The organism is Actinokineospora sp. NBRC 105648, from assembly GCF_030269645.1.
In the GTDB taxonomy this organism is placed as follows: Bacteria; Actinomycetota; Actinomycetes; order Mycobacteriales; family Pseudonocardiaceae; genus Actinokineospora.
Genome location: NZ_BSTR01000001.1, coordinates 391199 through 409489, shown reverse-complemented (window position 1 = coordinate 409489; position 18291 = coordinate 391199). Strand labels below are relative to the sequence as shown.

16 protein-coding genes are annotated in these 18291 nt (G+C 70.7%); 5 read left to right on the top strand and 11 right to left on the bottom strand.

Translation table 11 applies throughout. From position 1 onward, the window contains the following. Positions 1-201 precede the first annotated feature (201 nt). Positions 202-1785, top strand: a complete 1584-nt coding sequence (locus tag QSK30_RS01200) for an MFS transporter (protein WP_285498847.1) — start codon at positions 202-204, stop codon at positions 1783-1785. 125 nt (positions 1786-1910) lie between these two features. Here QSK30_RS01200 and QSK30_RS01195 read toward each other — a convergent pair whose 3' ends face one another. Further along, complete coding sequence (locus QSK30_RS01195) at positions 1911-3017, bottom strand: nucleotide disphospho-sugar-binding domain-containing protein (protein ID WP_285498846.1); 1107 nt, start codon at positions 3015-3017, stop codon at positions 1911-1913. 178 nt (positions 3018-3195) lie between these two features. Here QSK30_RS01195 and rfbA point away from each other — a divergent pair, with 178 nt between their 5' ends. Next, positions 3196-4092 carry a glucose-1-phosphate thymidylyltransferase RfbA gene (rfbA, locus tag QSK30_RS01190; RefSeq protein ID WP_285498845.1) on the top strand — a complete coding sequence of 299 codons (897 nt, stop codon included), beginning with the start codon at positions 3196-3198 and terminating at the stop codon, positions 4090-4092. Here the strand turns inward: rfbA and QSK30_RS01185 are convergent. From QSK30_RS01185 to QSK30_RS01155, 7 genes are all read right to left on the bottom strand, one after another. Next, positions 4079-4720, bottom strand: a complete 642-nt coding sequence (locus QSK30_RS01185) for a response regulator transcription factor (protein ID WP_285498844.1) — start codon at positions 4718-4720, stop codon at positions 4079-4081. The genes rfbA and QSK30_RS01185 overlap by 14 nt on opposite strands. Positions 4721-5020: 300 nt before the next feature. Continuing rightward, positions 5021-5845 carry a transposase family protein gene (locus tag QSK30_RS01180; RefSeq protein WP_285498843.1) on the bottom strand — a complete coding sequence of 275 codons (825 nt, stop codon included), beginning with the start codon at positions 5843-5845 and terminating at the stop codon, positions 5021-5023. 131 nt (positions 5846-5976) lie between these two features. Then, positions 5977-6804, bottom strand: a complete 828-nt coding sequence (locus QSK30_RS01175; RefSeq protein ID WP_285498842.1) for an AfsR/SARP family transcriptional regulator — start codon at positions 6802-6804, stop codon at positions 5977-5979. Positions 6805-6970: 166 nt separating this feature from the next. Then, positions 6971-7942 (bottom strand): Gfo/Idh/MocA family protein, encoded by a 972-nt coding sequence (locus QSK30_RS01170; protein WP_285498841.1) that lies wholly within the window; start codon positions 7940-7942, stop codon positions 6971-6973. A 5-nt stretch (positions 7943-7947) separates the two neighbouring features. Beyond that, a complete protein-coding gene (locus QSK30_RS01165) occupies positions 7948-9390 on the bottom strand; it encodes an NDP-hexose 2,3-dehydratase family protein (protein WP_285498840.1) in 1443 nt (480 codons plus the stop codon). Between the two features lie 63 nt (positions 9391-9453). Further along, positions 9454-10506 carry an acyltransferase domain-containing protein gene (locus QSK30_RS01160; protein ID WP_285498839.1) on the bottom strand — a complete coding sequence of 351 codons (1053 nt, stop codon included), beginning with the start codon at positions 10504-10506 and terminating at the stop codon, positions 9454-9456. Positions 10507-10532: 26 nt separating this feature from the next. Beyond that, a complete protein-coding gene (locus QSK30_RS01155) occupies positions 10533-11480 on the bottom strand; it encodes an SRPBCC family protein (RefSeq protein ID WP_285498838.1) in 948 nt (315 codons plus the stop codon). A 203-nt stretch (positions 11481-11683) separates the two neighbouring features. Here QSK30_RS01155 and QSK30_RS01150 point away from each other — a divergent pair, with 203 nt between their 5' ends. After that, complete coding sequence (locus tag QSK30_RS01150; RefSeq protein ID WP_285498837.1) at positions 11684-12130, top strand: nuclear transport factor 2 family protein; 447 nt, start codon at positions 11684-11686, stop codon at positions 12128-12130. A 63-nt stretch (positions 12131-12193) separates the two neighbouring features. Here QSK30_RS01150 and QSK30_RS01145 read toward each other — a convergent pair whose 3' ends face one another. The 3 genes from QSK30_RS01145 to QSK30_RS01135 form a co-directional block, all read right to left on the bottom strand. After that, a complete protein-coding gene (locus QSK30_RS01145) occupies positions 12194-12967 on the bottom strand; it encodes a cyclase family protein (protein WP_285498836.1) in 774 nt (257 codons plus the stop codon). 20 nt (positions 12968-12987) lie between these two features. Then, on the bottom strand, positions 12988-14487 hold the full coding sequence (locus tag QSK30_RS01140; protein ID WP_285498835.1) for an NF041680 family putative transposase: 1500 nt from the start codon (positions 14485-14487) through the stop codon (positions 12988-12990). Positions 14488-14563: 76 nt separating this feature from the next. Next, positions 14564-16207, bottom strand: coding sequence for an FAD-dependent oxidoreductase (locus QSK30_RS01135; RefSeq protein ID WP_285498834.1), 1644 nt, complete (start codon positions 16205-16207; stop codon positions 14564-14566). A 120-nt stretch (positions 16208-16327) separates the two neighbouring features. Between QSK30_RS01135 and QSK30_RS01130 the strand changes: the two genes are divergently transcribed. Together QSK30_RS01130 and QSK30_RS01125 are read left to right on the top strand one after the other, a co-directional pair. After that, a complete protein-coding gene (locus tag QSK30_RS01130; RefSeq protein WP_285498833.1) occupies positions 16328-17944 on the top strand; it encodes a class I adenylate-forming enzyme family protein in 1617 nt (538 codons plus the stop codon). Between the two features lie 31 nt (positions 17945-17975). Further along, entirely contained in the window at positions 17976-18275 is a 300-nt protein-coding gene (locus QSK30_RS01125) for an antibiotic biosynthesis monooxygenase family protein (protein WP_285498832.1), read from the top strand. Positions 18276-18291: the final 16 nt, after the last annotated feature.

The following is an 18291-nucleotide window of genomic DNA, read 5'->3' as shown; positions in this document are numbered from 1 at the left end:
TCCCTCACTGGCTGGGCTGGCGACTGCCGCCGTCCATCGTCTTGGCGCCCGTCGAGGCTCTTTGGGGCCTGCCTGGAGCGGCTCCGGGCGGGCTCAGAGGTGGGTCAGGGGTGGGCTCAGGTCCGTGTCAGCGCGGGCTCAGGTCGCCCCGGCACCGTGGGTCCGGACGAGCGCGACCACCGACCAAGGAGCCAGACCACGATGACACGTCCGACCGCCACGGCGGCGGGGCAGTCGCCCGGCAGGGCGAAGGCCATGTCGCCGAACATGATGAAGTTGATCTCGGCCGGGGCACTCGGCGTGCTGCTGCTGGCCAGCCTCGACCAGACCATCGTCGGCAGCGCCGCGTGGACCATCGCCAGGGACCTGGACCCGGTCGACGGGCTGGACATGCTGCCCTGGCTGTTCACCGTCTACCTGCTGGCCTCCACCGCCACCCAGCCGCTCTACGGCAAGCTCAGCGACGTCTTCGGGCCCAAGAAGGTCTTCGTGTTCGCCGCCGGGCTGTTCCTGGTCGGCTCGATGCTGTGCGGCCTGGCCCAGGACATGGTCCAGCTGATCCTGTTCCGCACGGTGCAGGGCCTCGGTGCGGGCGGGCTGGTCGGGGTGACGCTGGTGATCGTGGCCATGGTGTCGCCGCCCAAGGACCGGGCGCGCCGCTCCGGCCTCGGCGGGGCGATCATCGGCGGCGGCAGCGTCGCCGGTCCGCTGCTCGGCGGTGTGGTCAGCGAGCACCTGGGCTGGCGGTGGCTGTTCTACATCAACGTGCCGCTGGGCGTCGCCGCCCTGCTGGTCATGGTGTACGCGCTGCACCTGCCCGCCGGGACACGGCGGCGGGAGCCGGTCGACGTGGTCGGTGCCGCGCTGATCGCCGCCGCCGCGAGCCTATTGCTGCTGTTGACCGACTGGGGCGGCACGAGGTACTCGTGGACCTCGCCGCTGATCCTCGGCATGGCCGCCGCGTTCGTGGTGCTCACGGTCGTGTTCCTGCGCTGGGAGAAGCGCGTCGCCGCGCCGATCCTGCCGCTGGGCCTGTTCCGCAACCCGGTCTACCGCACGGTCACGCCGCTGCAGATCGTCACCGGCCTGGCCGTGATGTCCGCGCCGGTGTACCTGGCCACGTTCATGCAGATCGCGCGGGCGCAGACACCGACCAGCTCGGCGGTGTTCACCGTGCCGCTGGCGGTCGGGCTGGTGCTGTTCTCGACGTCGGGCGGGCTGTGGATCGCGCGCTTCGGCCGGTACCGGATCGTGCTGGTGATCGGGAACGTGCTGTGCACGGCGTCGCTGGCGCTGCTGGGCGTGCTGGGCGAGCACACGTCGTCGTGGGTCATCGCGCTGGACCTGTTCCTGCTCGGCTCCGGGCTCGGCGGCTTGATGCAGGTGTCGATCCTGGCCGTGCAGAACGCGGTCGAGGGCCACGAACTCGGGGTGGCCACCACGTCGGTGCGGTTCCTCGGCCGGATGGGGCAGGCACTGGGCACGGCCCTGCTGGGTGTCCTGCTCACCGCGTCGTTCGAGTCGAGGCTGCCCGACGACGTCGCGGGCAGGCTCGGCGGTGACGTGTCGAACCTCGGTGGCGTGCAACAGCTTCCGCCGCCGGTCCGGCAGACGGTGGTGGACGCGTTCATCTCCGCCAACCACGTCATGTACCTCACCGCGGCCGCCGTGTCCGTGCTCGCCGTCGTGCTCTCGTTCTTCGTCAAGGAGACCATGCACGACGCCAAGCACAACTGGACCGACGCCCAGGCCCCCCAGCCCTCGGCGCCCGCCGAGAAGAGCTGACCCTGCCCAGGCTCGCGGGGCAGCACCGATCCCCCAGACGGTGCGGCCCCGCTTCCCCCGGCCCGGGCGGAGCGCGCATGGTCGTTCTTCGCCCGGGCCCCTCGCCGTGCCCGCAGGCGCACGGCTCATCCGGCGATCTTCTCCAGTGGCCCGACCCAGTCGGCAGGCGTGGGCTGCGCGGCCGTCCCGGCGGCCAGTGCCCGCGCTGCCCGGCCCGCGGCGCCGGTCAGCAACCCGGCGACGGCGGAGCGGATGTTCTCCTCGCGCTGCTCCTCCGCGAGCAGCAACGCCCCCGCGCCCGTGGCCGCGAGCCGTTCACCGTGCTCGACAAGGTAGGGCGCTTGCGGCAGGACCAGTTGCGGTAGGCCGAAAGCCGTCGCCGTCAGGGTCGTGCCCGCGCCGCCGTGGTGGATGACCAGGGCACACCGGTCGAGGACAAGGCTGAGCGGCACGTCTTCCAGGACGGTCACGCCGTCCGGCACCTCGCCCAGCGCCTCGCGGGTGCCCGCCGGTGCCGCGACCAGGACCGGCCCGATGAGCGCGCGCAGGGTGACGCGCAGCAGGTCGGCCCCGCCGAGCGCGACCGCGCGGGTTCCGAACGAGACACAGGTCGCGTCCCGCTGCCACGGCGGCAGCGCGGGACGGCTGCCGGTTCCGTTGTAGGGAACGAACCGGATACCGGAACCAGGGCTCAGCCCCGGCGCCTGAAGGCCGGGCGGACACGGGTCGAACACGGCTGCCGGGTCCGGCATGCCCTCCCCCTGGCCCCCCGACAGTGCCTGGCACGCGCGCCACCAGCGTTCGTCACCGTGAACATCCACACCCCAGCGGTGGTGCGCGTACGGGATGTCCAACGCGTGTGCCAGGCGCGGGGCCACGAACTCCAGCGGGTCGGCCACGATCAGGTCGGGCCGCCACGCCCTGGCGACGTCCGCGCTCGGCCCGAGCAGAGTGTCCACACGCGCCTGCCAGCCGCGCGCGAACACCTGCCAGGGACGTGAACCGTCCTCTTCGGCGCGCGCGAAAACCGGCTTCGCCCGGCGGCGCCTGCCGATGTCGTCGTACTCGCCGCCCACGACGGCGACGTTCAGCCCGGCCCGCCCCGCCGCGGCCGCTACGTCCGGCTGGCACACCACGAGCACCTCGTGCCCGGCCGCGCGCAGGGCCCAGGCCAGCGGCACGATCGGTGTGAGGTGAGTGGGGAATGGACTGGTCATGACGAGGACGCGCACGGCTTTCCCTCCAGAGAACTGGCTTCGCGGGCACGCACTGTCCCAAAGGCTCGTCCACCGGGGTTGGAGCGCGCTGCTGGATCGGGCCACCAAGGCCCCGCGAGGCCCGGTTGGTGTGCTGGACGCGCGTTGCCCACTCCGTCGGACTGGGCCCACCGCTCTGGATGGAGGCAAGGCCATGAAAGGGATCGTGCTCGCCGGGGGAAGCGGCACGCGGCTGCATCCCACGACGCTGGCGGTGTCCAAGCAGTTGATACCGGTCTACGACAAGCCGACCGTCTACTACCCGATCTCGGTGCTGATGCTCACCGGGATCGACGACATCCTGATCATCTCGTCGCCCGAGGACCTGCCTCAGTTCCGCAGGCTGCTCGGCGACGGGAGCGATCTCGGGGTCAGGTTCAGCTACGCCGAGCAGGAGCGGCCTAACGGCCTGGCCGAGGCGCTGATCATCGGCGCGTCGCACATCGGCGACGACACCGTGGCGCTGGTGCTGGGCGACAACGTCTTCCACGGGCCGGGCCTGTCGCCGCTGCTGCAGCGCAACGCCCGCGACGTGGACGGCTGCGTGCTGTTCGGCTACCAGGTCAGCGACCCGGAGCGCTACGGCGTCGGCGAGGTCGACGACAGCGGGCGGCTGCTGTCCATCGAGGAGAAGCCCGCGGTGCCCCGGTCGAACCAGGCCATCACCGGGCTGTACTTCTACAGCAGCGACGTCGTCGACATCGCCAAGAACATCCAGCCGTCCGCGCGCGGCGAGCTGGAGATCACCGATGTCAACCGGCGCTACCTCGCCGAGGGCCGGGCCACGCTGGTGGAGCTGCGCCGAGGCTACACCTGGCTGGACACCGGGACGCCGCAGGCGCTGCTGACCGCCAGCCAGTTCGTCGGCATCCTGGAGAGCAGGCAGCGGGTCCGCATCGCCTGCCTGGAGGAGATCGCGCTGCGCATGGGGTTCATCGACGCCGAGGCGTGCCACCGGCTGGGTGAGCGGCTGGGCAAGTCGGACTACGGCCAGTACGTGATGGAGGTCGCGCGGTCCTGGCGGCCGCGGGTCCCGGTCACTGCAGAATGATCAGCGACAGGGACACCGCCTTGTTGACCGCGTCGAGCCGGGACACCGCCCGCAGCTTCACGAAGATGTTGTGCAGGTGGCGTTTCACCGTGCCCTCCGAGATGCCGAGCCTGCGGCCGATCTGGGCGTTGGTCATCGCCTGGCCGACCAGCTCGACGACCTCGCGCTCCCTGGTGGAGAGCGCGGAGAGTTCACGCTGAGCGTCCTGGGGCGGCGCGGCGGGCTCGCTGGGCTCGCCGCGCCGCGCCCAGACGGGCCGCGGCCAGGACAGGGCGACCCTGGCGTCGTCGAACCCGCTGACGTGGATGACCGAGAGCAGGTAGCGGTGCGGGACGTCCTTGGGCACGTAGGCGCGCAGGCCCGCGGCCAGCAGGCGTTCCAGCGTCCCGTCGTCGGCCACCTCCCGGCCCAGCACGATGACGTCGGCGTCGGGCAGCGCCGCGAGCACGTCCAGGACCAGTTCCTCGGCCCAGGCCCCGAGCTGTTCCAGGCCGAGCAGCACCACGTCCGGCCGGGTGCCAGCGATGGTGTCGGCGAGATCTTCCGCGAGGGTCCGCGCGCTGTGCCCGACCACCCGCAGGCCGTCGTCGTGGTCGATGACCGTGCGCAGCCCCTCGCGAAATATCATGTTCTCGTCGACAACGAACACAGCGATCGGTCTGGCGCCCGATACCCGGATGTCCGCTTTGTCCCCCAAACCACTCTCCCCTGCCCTCCATCGCTGGTAGCACCCCGGTGGATACCCACCGAAATCCTCTGGAGACCTTCGGAACACCTGAGGCGGGACACCAGGGGAGTGACTTCGACGCTATCAGTGGGTTCAGCGTCCGGCCAACTCCAGTGGCAGCGCGCCCGCGTTCTGCTCGTACCGTGGGAATGAGCCTTTCCGGGTAACCGTGTGTTGCGTTGTGTGATCAACTGTTGGTGATCACGTGGTCCGGTGGTTCTCGTGGTGCAGCAGGACCAGCGCCGCCCCGACGATCTCGCCCAGCCTCCAAGGGCAGCCGCGATAGTGACGCAGGGCCTTGTAGGTGGTCTCGAGCAATGAGTTGGCGCGTTCGCCCAGGCACCGCAGCGCGTTGTGGATCGCGTTGTAGGCCTGCTGGTCCATGGCCAACGTCGCGTTCGCGGGCTTCTTGAACGGGATCCGGGAGAGGTCGGGTTCGCCCTCATGGCCCAGATCGGCCAACACGAGCGCGCCGTCACCGACCCAGTCGGTGATCCGAGCCAGCAGGTCCGGATCGGCGCGGGCGGCGCTCATGTCGTGCTCGCGGCCGGGCCGCACACCGGAAGTCCACAAAGGCCATCCGTCCGGAGCGGACACGACCTGCACATTCCCACCATGGCGCTTGTGTTTGCCCGACCACCACAAATCCACCCCGACCGTGGGGCCGGGAGTGGAGATCCGGTCGGTGCGGATCAGCGTGCCGTCCACGATCACATGGGCGTACCCGGCGGCCTTGGCCGCCAACAACGCCCCGTGCAGCGACGGCGCGAGCGCCGAGAGCACCGCGATCCCCTCGTCCCGATAGGCGTACGCCGCCGAGGAGGAGATCCCGTTGTCCCTGGCCAACCCCGACATCCGGGTGTCATCGAAAAACCACCGCAGCACCAACACAGCCTGCTTGTAGGTCCCCATCTCCCGAGTGTCGTTCCGTGTGCCCCGACGCACCCGCTCCTCATCCAGCAACCCGGACAGGAACACGACGCTGCCCTCCGACACGTCCAGCACAGCTTCGTATGCGACACTCATCCCGCGCGAAACTCCTTGTGACGATGATCTTTGGTAGGACCACCTTCATAGCGGGAGTTCCGCGTCTTTCGTCTCCGCCGCGCCCGAGTCGCCGCACCGAATCCACCACGATCACACAGTGCTACCAACCGTTACGCGGAATGGCTCAGTGTCCGCGTCCGGTTTCCCGACGGCACCATCGGGGCGGCCCTGTGCACATCCTCGTCGGCGGCGTCGCTGAGCACGTTTTGCTGCAGCCGCTGCAACGGCAGCGACGGAGCCAGGCCCAACTCCTCGTCCAGGACCACGCGCAGCGCCTGGTAGGCCTGCAACGCCTCGCCGCGCCTGCCTGAATGGCTCAGGCACTTGATGAGCTGGGCGTGCAACCACTCGTTCAGCGGATGCGCGGCGACCAGCGAACGCAACTCGGGCACCAGCTCCCGAAACCGGCCGAGCTGCATATCCGCTTGGACGCGGAGTTGCAAGGTCCCCAGTTGTGTCTCCTCCAGTCGGACCACGTGCGCCTCTAGCACCCGCCCGGTGCGCACGTCGGCGAGCGCGGGCCCGCGCCACAGGTCCAGCGCCTCCTGCAGCCTGCGCGAGGCCTCCGCGGCCCGACCGGCGGCGAGCAGCCGCTTTCCCTCCCTGGCCCGCCGCTCGAACACCCGCGCGTCGATCAGGTCCTCGTCGATCCGCAGCCGGTATCCCGGCGCCCTGGTGACCAGCCGGGGACCGTCGGCATCATCCCCGAGGGCCCGGCCCAGCATTTTTCTCAGCTGGTAGATATAGGTCTGGGTGGTGGTGACCGCGCTCCGCGGCGGGTTGTCGCTCCACAATTCGTCGATGAGCGCCGGAATCTCCACGACCTCATTGGCTCGGCACAGCAGCAGGGCCAGTGTATTGCACGCCTTGGGCGCGGTCGGGTTGATATACTGGCCATTGTGGAGGACTTCCAAAGGACCGAGGGTGTTGAACCGCATTGTCTGAGCTCCCTTTTCCTTGCGACGACAGGGGGAGGCAATCGGATCTTCACCTTCGACTTCCCCCAGGCCGCAGCTTTTCGATCGATCGAGCCACACGACTTACCAAGATTATCCCGCTCCGTACCGGGCAGGCAAGAGTGTTACGTCTCAAGTGATAGCTGCTTCATACCGCATGGAATTTCTTTGCCGGTGCGAAGGCGAACGCCGCCCGGCGCACCTCGGCCACCAGGGCGGCCTGCCGGACGATGTCACCGGTATATGCGTCGTAGCCCGTTCCGCGCAACACCGCCTCGGCGAACGCCCCGGCGGTGTTCACGAATTGCCGTTCCGGCGGCAGCGTCATCTCCTGGACGCCGTCGGGCCGTTCCAGGCGCAGCACGGGCGCGCGGTCGTCCGGGGTGGTGAACGCCCGGTCGAGGACGAGGCGCCCGGCGCTGCCCCACAGCTCGTAGACGCACCGATACGAGTGCCGCCAACCGAACCCGAGCCGCGCGGTGACCCCGGAGGGGAAGCGCAGCAGGACACTGCCCGCGACGTCGGACCGGGTCCCCGCGTCGACGGACAGCGTCGCCCCCAGCACCTCGGGGTCCTCCCCCGCGAACAGCCGGGCCAGCCGCAGCGGGTACACACCGGTCTCCAGCAGGCTGCTCGCCGCCGCCGCGGACCTCGGCGTCGCGGGGATGCCGAAGTCCGCGGTGATCTCCCGGAGGGTGCCGAGCGCGCCCTCTTCGACCAGCGCGCGCACCCGCCGGTGCTGGCCGTGGTGCAGGAACATGAAACTTTCCATCACCAGCAGATCATGGTTGCCCGCCGCCTCCGCGACCCTGGCCGCCTCATCGGGGTCGGTCACGCAGGGTTTCTCACACAGCACGTGCTTGCCCGCCGCCAGGGCCCGCAGCGTCCACTCCGCGTGCATCCCGGTGGGCAGCGGGATGTAGACGGCGTCGATGTCGGCCCGGTCGAGCAGCCGCTCGTACCCGTGCACCGGCGCGCACCCGTAGGGCTCGGCGAACTCCCGCGCCCGGTCGGGGTCCCGGCTGGCGACCGCGACCAGGTCGACGAGCGGCTGCGCCGCCAACGCGGGCAGCATGCGCCGCCGCGCGATGTCGGCACAGCCCAGCACGCCGACGCGCACCCGGCTCACCATGTGGCGTGCAGGCCGGCGAGCAGGCTGCGGGCCTGCACGTTCAGGTACCGGGTGTGCTGCGCCAGCTCCATGAGCTGGCGCAACGTCATCCAGGCGAAGTCCGGGTCGTCGGCGACCGGCACCTCGTCGCCCACCTCGACGACCAGGTAGCGGTTGTCGGCGTGGTCGAACCGCCCGCCCTCCTCGGCCTGCACGGCGTCGAACCGCAGCGACTCCTCAGCGGCGCCGAGCACGACGTCCAGGTAGCGGGGCGGCCGGGAACCCTGGTAGTTGGCAGGCATGCACTGCACGGTCGGCGCCAGCTCGCACACGTCGAGCAGCCCGGCCTCCGACTTGGCCTGTACCAGAAGATGTAGCACCCCCTCGATCGGCCGCACCAGGAACGCCGCCACGCCGCGTTCGACCGGCGCCAGCAACGGCTGCGTCCACCGGGTGACCTCGCGGGTCTCGGCGCGCACGTCGGCGGCGACCACCGTGAAGTGCTTGCCCTCCTCGTGCGCGATCTCGGTCTCGGTGCGGTGCCAGCCGGGTACCTCGGCCAGCGGGAGCTGGCGGCGGCGGAAGCTGTGCCGCGCCTTGGCCTCGGTCAACCAGCCGAGCAGCTGCTTGGTGTCGTGCAGCCCCCTGGCCGCACCGGACAGCGAGCGCAGCAACGCAGAGTGATAGTTCCCGCCGACCGGGTGCCGTCCCTGGCCGTCCGGGGCATCGAACGGCACGCACGACAGCACCGACCGGGTATCCATGTTGACCACGTTGTCGCGCGCCAGCAGCCGGTGGACCTGGCCGATGGTCAGCCATCGGAAATTCTCATGCTCCGGGACGTCTTCGAAAACCTCCACCACGACGTTGCGGTTCCGCTTCCCGAGGAACCACGCGCCCTGCTCCGATTGCAGGCTGTCGACGAGCACGCGCCTGGCGGGGTCCATGAAGTGGTCGAGAAAGACCGTGCGCTTGCCGCCGTGCAATCCGGTGTAGTTGCTGCGGGTCGCCTGCACGGTGGGGGAAAGCTGGACCGTGTCCGGATTCCCCGGCTCCATCTTCGCCTGCATCAGGCAGTGCAGCACGCCGTCGAACTCCTTGACCAGGATACCGAGCACGCCGATTTCCGGCTGGTCGAGAATCGGCTGCGCCCAGACGCCCGTGCCGGGCCGGTCGGTGCGCACCTCCAGCCCGGTGACGGCGAAGAACCCGCCGCTGTCGTGCACGAGGTTCCCGTCCTCCTCCCGGAACCGCCAGCCGACCAGGTCCCCGAAGGGAATCCTGGTGACCTCGAACCGGTTGGCCACCCGGTGTCCGGCGAACCAGTCGTCGAAGCGGGCGTTGGGGGTGACCGGGCTGTCGGTGGCCAGCGCGGACGCGGTGAACCGCCGCGCGAGATCCGCCGGGTCGACGGGCGCGGCCCCCGGGTTCCGCAGGATCATCGATGATGCGGTCATGTGATGTGGCTCCTTGTCACAACGAGCGGTCGCCCGCGCGGACACGCGGACACGAAAGCGGGCTCAGGAACTCCCGGCGCGCGCCGCCGCGGGACCCACCGGGCACACCCCGCTCGCGCGCAGCTCCGCCACGGCCGCGTGCCAGGAAGCGCGGTCCGCCTCCTCGGCGACCGGCCCGCCCGATAGCAGTGGCAGCACGGCGCTCGCGCCGCGCCGGACCGTCGGGTGCCTGCGGGCGATGCCGGTCAGCGTCCGGCCCGGCCCGGTCTCCACGAGCAGGTAGTCGCCCGTGGACAGCAGGGCGTCGAGCGCGGGCCAGAACAACACCGGCGTCACCGGGTGCGCCGCCCAGAACCCCGGGTCGACGGCCTGGTCTGCGGACAGCGGCGCCGCCGTCCGTCCCGAGTAGATGGTGCGGCTCGGTGGTGTGCGCGCGACGGACGCCACCTGGGCCGGGGCGCCCGCCAGCCACGGCGCGAGCACCGGGCTGTGGAACGCGGTGTCGGAGGCGACCGGGCGGCTGGCGAACCCCGCCGCCGTCAGCCTGCCCGCCACCGCGTCCAGGGCAGGACGCGGACCGGCGAGCACAGTGTGGCGGGGCGCGTTGACCGCGCCGACCACCACACCGGCCCCCAGGAACGGTTCCACCTGCGCCGCGCTCGCGGCCACCGCCAGCATCCCGCCCGCGGGCGCCGACGCCAGCCTGCGCACGCGGTCCAGCACCAACCCGGCCGCGTCCCCGGCGGAGAACACGCCCGCGAGCGCCGCCGCCGCCATCTCGCCGACGCTGTGCCCGAGCAGGGCGGCGGGCTCGACACCCTGGTCCAGCACGAGCCTGCCGAGCGCGTGGTCGACCGCGAACAGCAGCGGCTGGGACCGGACGGCGTCGTCAAGCGACCGGTGGGGCCGCACGTCCAGCCAGTCCGCGCGCAGCTCACGGCCCGCCTTCCCGAGCGCGGTGAACACCTCGTCCATGGCGGCGGTGAACACCGGTTCCGAGTCGTACAGACCGGCGGCCATCCGCCGGTACTGGGAGCCCTGGCCGGGCAGCAGCAACGCCACCCGGCGCGAGCGGTCCGATGTGGACGGAACAGGCAGCGGCCGGAGGGCGGCCACCCGCGGAGTGTGCCCGGGCATGGCGGTCAGAACCCAGCCAGCTTCTCGGCGTATTCCTTGGCCAGCCGCAGGTTTCCCATGCTGTTGGCGCTGAGCACGCGGCGCAGGTACCTGCGGGCGCCCTCGACCTTGGTGCCCGCGCCGAGCAGGTGCAGACCCGCCGGGCGGACGGTCGCGGTGTGCCGGGCACTCACGATGAGCCCCTCCGGGGTCTCGGTGAACAGCCAGTGCCCGGTGTGCGCGTCGAGTGTCTTGGGCGGGCGTGTCTGCTTGTACACGATCTTGTGTCCGGGCAGGCAGATCCGCACCGAGCGGGTGGTGTGCTCGGAGCCGTCGGCCGACCTGGTGTCCATGTCGAAGAACTGGATGTTGGGCATGCTCTCCTCCAGGTCCAAGCGGAGGACGTGCGGGATGCGCTCTGGCCACTTGTCGGCCTCGTAGAGGTAGGTGTAGGCGTCGGCCACCGAACCCGCGACGAACAGCGGGTCCTCGAAGGTGATCGTCCGCAGCCGCAGGTCCTCGGCGTTCTCAGCGGCGAACCTCAGTGTCTCCAGGTACTCCTGGCTGCCGCGACGCATCGAGTCCGACCGCCGCGCGGCGACGGTGTCGTCGTCCCGCAGCAGGATGAACTCGTGGTACATGCGCACAAGGGTGCCGCCGTCGGGCTGCTCCTCGAACTCGAAGCCGCCCGCCACGCTCGCGAACGGCTCGTCGGCGGGCTCGTGCGCGAAGCGGACCTCCCCCGACTCGGTCACCCTGCGGCGCGAGGTCCACGTGCGCGCCGTGCTGTCGTCCATGATGGACCAGTGCTGGATGAGGTCACCGTTGTCGTCGCTGGAAAGGATCTCCGCGTGCACCGCGGGCCGGTGCACCTGCGGCCACGCCTCGACATCCACCACGATGTCACGCACGGTCGCCACCGGCGCCGCGATGAGCGCCTTCTCCTCCACCCGACGGGTCTTCGCTGCTGCCACGGAAGGGTCCTCCGGTCCACTCTCGTCGGTCACTGTGCCTGAACCTTGCCGGGCGATCTTGGAGACGGTCTGGAGCACCCGTCGACTTCCCTACCCGCTGTCACCCCGTTCCGGCTCGACGGGCGTTCGAACGCGCTCGGGGAGGGTGCGGCTGACATGTCCCGGCCGCGGCAGTGCCGCGTGGACGACGACAAGGGAGACCCGTGACCACCCAGCAGCAGACCCAGACCCAGGCCGTGACCGCCGAGACCCGCGCGGAGGTGCAGCAGTTCTACGCGGTGCACATGCAGCTACTCGACAACGGCGCCATCGACGCGTGGGCCGACACCTTCACACCCGACGCCACGTTCTCCGTGCCGACGCTGCCGGAACCGATGCGCGGCCGCGCGGAACTCGCCGAGTCGCTGCGCCGGACCACGGTCGAGCTGGCCGCCGAGGGGGTGCGGCGCAGGCACTGGCACGGCATGGTGGCGATCTTCCCGGAGCCCGACGGCTCGCTGCGGGTGCGCTGCTATGCCTTGGTTTTCTCCACCAAGCTGGGTGGCGAGCCCGGCCTGCACCGCGTGTGCGTCTGTGAGGACCTGCTGGTGCGGGAAGGCGGTTCTCTCCTGGTGCACCGCCGTCACGTCACCCGCGACGACCTTCCGTAGTACGCAGAACAGCGGCCGGCACACCTCAGAGGGTGCGCCAGCCGCTGTTGTGTCTCGATCGGACTATTCGTCGGGGACGAACGCCACCGCCCGCGCCCAGCCTGCACCGCCGTTGACCAGCTTCACCGGCAGGCACGACACTGTGAACCCGGTCCGGCCCGGCAGCAGGTCCAGGTTCGCGAGCCGTTCGATCTGGCAGTATTCCCTTTCCCTGCCGACGAAGTGCGCCGGCCACAGCACACAGCGATCCCCGGCCCGCTGGAACTCATCTATCATGTGGGTGAATGGCGCGTCCAGGCTGAACGCGTCCGTTCCGATCACCCGCACCCCGAGGTCGAGCAGCAGGTTGGTGGCGGCGTCCAGACCCACGAACTTCGCGAAGTACGCGGGCGTGCCGGCGATCCGGTCCGCGCCGGTGTTCAGCATGACGATCTCCATCGGCTCCGATTCGCGGCCGACGCGGTCGAACTCGCGCCGCAGCACGTCCGCCCCGGCCGCGCCGACCGGCTGGTCGGTGAGGTCGAGGACCATGCCGGGTCGCACGAACCAGTCGAGCGGCATCCGGTCGATGTGCTGCGGCTCGCCGTAGGCGGCGCGCGAACCGTAGTGCGACGGCGCGTCGACGTGGGTCCCGGTGTGCGTGGTGAGCTTGACGGTGTCGAGCGAGAGCAGTTCGCCGTCCGGGAGTTCGGCCGGGTCGAACTCCAGCCCGTACCGCTCCCGCATGCCCTCGGCCATGTGCCTGCCACCCTCAGCGGGTGACACCACCTCGTGCTTGACGGGGTTGGGCTCCCACACCGAGGCGTCGATCGGGGTGGGTAGGTCGATGATCCGCATGACGGTTCCTAGCTTGAGTTTTAACCTGTTCGGCGGGGTCGTGGGTTGCTCGATTTGGTGTTTCTGCTGTGGTTGGGTTTTCGGGTGTTTGTGCTGGTGACGGTGTGGACGTCGTGGCGTGACGTGGGTCGTTGATTGGGTGTGCCGGTGGGACGGCCGGGGCCGGGGCCGGAGGGTTTCGGGACACCGGCCGGACAGACAAGTTGTGGGCGCAGGTTCCGAAATCCTCGGCGGATCCTGGCTGGGGTGAGTCGCTGGGCTGGTCGGGGTTTCTCCCAGGGGCGGCGCAGATCGGTGGTGAGGTCGCGGGCGAGGCGGAGCTGGGTGCAAGCGGTGAGAAGTAGCCAGGTCCAGCGGTCGGCCGCTTCGGGTGAGCGGAGTTTCGGGGTGGTCCGGCCGAGGGTTTGCTTGAGCATGCGGAAGGTGTGTTCGATGTCGAACCGGCGCAGGAAAGCCTGCCAGGCCAGGTCGACCTCGGTGTGGCTCAGGTCGGTGCGGGAGTGCCAGAGCCACACGGGTTTCGGGATCGCGCCGGAGGGCAGGCGCTGGACTTCGAGCCGGATCACGGTGCCCTCGATGATCGGCAGGGCACCGTCGTGGCCGGCCCAGGCGATGCGGTGGGTCAGCCGTGGGTGCAGCCGGTCCCAGGCTCGGATCAGCGCTGGGCCGTGGAGCCGGGTCGTGGTGTCGATGGTGACATCCGGCTCGCCCCAGGTATTCGGGTCACCGAAAGCGAACTCGTCGCCGTGGCGGCGTGGCCTGCCCAGCGTGCCGGGCGGCTGCGGCGGGACCGGACGGCGCAGGACCCGATCGGTGCGCATCCGCCCCAGCACGGTGATCGGAAGATCGGCCAGCACGTGGGCCAGCCGAGGGCCGTCGTAGCCGGCGTCGGCGACCAGCAGGATATCCGGGTCTCCCGGCCGCCAGTGCCCCGCCGCGATCAGACGGTCCACCACGCCGCGGATCTGCCGGGCAGTCACGTTCGCGGCGTTGTCGCCGGGGGTGAGCCGGACCGCGTCCAGCGGCGCGGTCCACGAATGGCGTCCTGTTTCCAGGGCGACGACGACGGAGTAGGGCCAGCCCGGCACCATGACGTGCTGGCCTTTGCCACGGCCGTAGGTGTGGCACAGGATCCGTTGCGGGCTGGTGTGTGCTTCCGGACGAAGCCAGCAGGTCACATCGACTGCCAGTACCAGCCGCCCGTCCGCGGCCCGTGGGATCGACGCCGCGCTCAGCGCAGTCTGCAGTCGCGGTATGTCCATCGTGCCGCGCGCGAGTGCGGCATATCCGCTGCCATGCCCTCGGCGATGCTCACCTACCAGCGACAACTCCGCGATCGACCGCACCGGCCCGTCGGCGCACAACACCGCCTCGGCCAGCTCGAACAACGCGTCCGCTCGCCGGTTCAGAGACTCATGGACCTGCCGCCGGAACTTCGACAGCTCCCCGTTGGCACGCCTGTCACTGGCGTCAGGCACACTGATCACCGCAGCCCTTGTTCGATCTTCCAACTGTCGCAAGAAGGAATGATCGACCAAGGGCTGCGTTCATGATCGACAGGGGGCGGCAAGCACCACCCGAAGGTTAAAACTCAAGCTAGGTCGACAGCAGGTGGACGCGGCGCAGCAGGTCGTCCACACCGGACCCGTCACCGAGCCGGGCGGTCGCGGCGAGGTAGCCGTCCGGGCGGACCAGGGCGCAGCTCGGTCCGGCGTTCCCGGCGATGGCCCGCCGCACCAGGCCACCCGGGTCGGCCAGGGCGCCGTCGCCGTCCGCCGACTCACGCACGATCCGGACCACGACCGCGTCCCCGTACGCCTCGCGGACCTCGTTCACCGCCTCGGGCACGGGACCGGGCCCGGCGAAGACCAGCAGCTTCCAGCGGACGTCGGCCAGGTCCTCGCAGACCGCCCGCCAACCCGGGCCCCGGTCCAGGTCCTCGACCGAACACGACACCCGGTCCCCCGGCATGATCCTCGGCCCGCTGTCGGAGTCGTCCGAGGCGGGCACGGTGAGCGGGCTGGCCCGGTAGTGCAGCGCCAGCCCCGACATGCCGCGCAGGATCTTGCGCTCCACCTTGTGCTTGATCGGCCGCAGCAGGTTGAGCAGGCCCAGGCCCACCGGCAGCAGCACCGGCGCGGCGGCGTTGCGCAGGGCGATCAGCCTCGTGGCGACCCTGGTCGACCCGAGCAGGACCTCGCCGACCGGGACCCGCTCGGCGCTGTAGGAGTCCAGCAGGCCGTCGGCCGCCTGGCCCTTGATCACGGCGGCGAGCTTCCACGCCAGGTTGTAGCCGTCCTGGATACCGGTGTTCATGCCCTGGCCCGAGGCGGGGCTGTGCACGTGGGCGGCGTCGCCCGCGATGAAGCAGCGACCGGACCGCATGGTCTCGACCATGCGCTGGCGGATCGTGAACACCGACATCCAGGTCAGCTCGTCGACCGCGACCGGCTTGCCGAGCCCCTCGGACATCTTCGCCTCGAACCGGGCCCGCACGACGTCCGCGGGCTCGCCCTCCCGCACGTCGTCGGTGTCCAGCAGGCGCCACTTGCCCGGCTCCGGGAACGGCACCATGAGGATCGTGCCGCTGGACAGGTGCATCCAGTGCAGGCTGTCCCGGGGAAGATCGATCTCGATCCGGGCGTCGGCCACCATCCACTTCTCGGAGGACTCCCCGAGCAGGTCGATGCCCAACTGCTTGCGCACCGTGCTGTGCGCGCCGTCGGCGCCGACCAGCCAGCGGGCGACGCACTCCTCGGACTCGCCGCCCGAGGAGTGCACCGCCCGCAGCGACGCGGCGACCCCGTCCGCCTCCTGGGTGAGCGACTCCAGCGCGACGCCCCACTCGACCTTGACGCCCGCCTCGCTCAGCCGGTCCCGCAGCACCTCCTCGGTGATGACCTGGTCGACCTGGAGCGTGAACGGGAACCGGGTCGGCAGCTCCGAGTAGTCCGTGCCGAGCCTCGTCATCACCCGCCCCCGCCGGTGCATGGTGAAGTTGTCCACCTTCTGGCCCCTGGCCAGCAGCTCGGCCAGGATGCCCATCTGGTGGTAGATCTCCAGGGTGCGGGCGTGCGTCGCCGTCGCCCTGCTCGTCGTCGCCGGTCCCGCCGCCCGGTCCACGACCCGCACCGCGACCCCGCGCCGCACCAGCTCGTAGGCGGCCGTCAGCCCCACCGGCCCGGCGCCCGCGACCAGCACGTCGACGTCGTAGGCCCGGCCACTTGCTCTCGCGCTCATCGCCCCTCCGCTCAGTCAGCATCCGGGGCACTGTGTCCGGCCCGTTTGGAACCTCACTGGAGGACCGGCGCTCCGCCCCGCGTCCAGCGGCCTTCGAAGCCGGTCGCCCACAGTGCGGTCATGGCCATCCCCGCGCACACCAGCCCGACGGCCCCCGGGGGCCCCACCTCGGCGATGGCGGGCCCGCCGCTGGACACCATCGCCCACCTGATCGCGGGCCCACGGGTGGACCACGTCCTGCGGCGCGCCGCAGGACGCCGACCGGACGGTCTCGCGGTGCGCTCGCCCTCCGGGGACATCACCTACGCGGAGCTGGACACGCGGACCGACGCCATCGCCTCCGGGTTGCGCGCGTTGACCGGGGAACCCGGTTCGGTCATCGCGCTCGCCGCCGTGCTCGACCCGGTGTTCCCGGGGGCGTTCTTCGGGATCTCCCGGTCGGGGAACATCAGCGCGCTGGTCAACCCGTTGCTGCCGGAGGAGCGGATCACCCATGTGCTGCGGGTGTGCGGGGCCCGGGTCGCGATCATCAGTCCCGCGATGTTCCCGGTGCTCGCGGCGGTGCGAGACCGGTTGGAAGGGCTCGAACACGTCGTGTTGACGCATCGTTCGCCGGACCTGCCGCCCGACGCCGGGCCGACGCTCGCCGACATCGCGGCAGGCGCGCCCGCGTTCGTGGAGGCACCCGACGCCGACGCCGACTCGGTCGCCTGCCTGCAGTTCACCAGCGGCACAACCGGCGCTCCCAAGGCCGCGCGGCTCTCGCACCGCAACCTGACCGTGAACGCCGCGCAGACCGCGTACATGCACCAGGTCGACGAAACGTCAGTGTTGTTCAACCACCTGCCGACGCTGCACCTGATGCATGTCACGGTGTCCGCCGCCGTCGCGGCCACGCATGTGCTCTGGCCGGGCGCGGACGTGGCGGAAGCGGTGACCGCGGCCTCGGCCTACCGCGCGACGCACTACTACAGCCTGCCGATGCGCCTGGCCAAGCTGGCCGCCGATCCCCGGCTGCACGACCTGGAGGCCCCGTCGCTGCGGGCGGTCCTGTCGGGCGGGTCGGCGCTGGCCCCGGACGCGGCGAGTGTGCTCAGCCAGCATCTCGGCATCCCGGTCGTGCAGGGGTACGGACTCGCCGAGACCTCACCGAGCGTCCACCTGTCCGATCTGGACCGTCCGCGCGGCGGTTCGTCGGGGGTCCTGGTGCCCGGCGCGGAAAGCCGGGTGGTCGACGTGGCGAGCCAGGTCACGCTGCCGGTGCGGGAGCGGGGCGAGATCCAGGTGCGTGGCCCGCAGCTGATGCTCGGCTACCTCGGGCGGGACCTGTCGCACGATGTCGACGCCGACGGGTGGTTCTCGACCGGCGACATCGGCTGGATCGACGCGGACGGCAGCCTGTACGTGGTCGACCGGCTCAAGGACGCCTTCAAGTGCGACAACTGGCTGGTGTCGCCCACGGAGGTCGAGCGTGTCCTGTTGCGACACCCCGCCGTCGCCGACTGCGTCGTGGTGGACGTCCCGCACGAGCTGAGCGGTGCCGTCGCCCACGCCTTGGTGGTGCCCGCGAACCAGGGGTGCGTGCCGCGGGACGTCATCGACTTCGTCAACGACAAGGTGGCGTACTACGAGCACCTGCACCACGTGGAGCTTGTCGAGCGGATCGCCCGGTCCGCCACCGGCAAGGTGCAGCGCCGCGAACTGCGGGAACAGCACCTCCGGAACCTGGAAGTCTGAGTCCGTCCTATCCCGACAGGAGTTTTCCGCCGTGCACCACTTCATCAACCGCTACACCGTGACCGGGGACGTCGAGGAGTTCCGCAGGCTCCTGGGCAGGCTGTCGGCGTACATGCGCGCACAGCCCGGTTTCGCCGCGCACCGGCTGTACCGCTCGGCGCGGGACGAACGCGTCTTCGTGGAGGTCGCCGTGTGGAACGACCCCGTGGCGCACCGCGCGGCGCTGGCGGGTGAGGGTTTCCAGGTCCCGGTGTCGGAGCTGCGCAAGCACGCCACCGCCGACCCGGCGCCGTTCGAGCTGCTGTCCGAGTACACCGCGCCCCGGCCGTGACGGACCCGGTCGACCG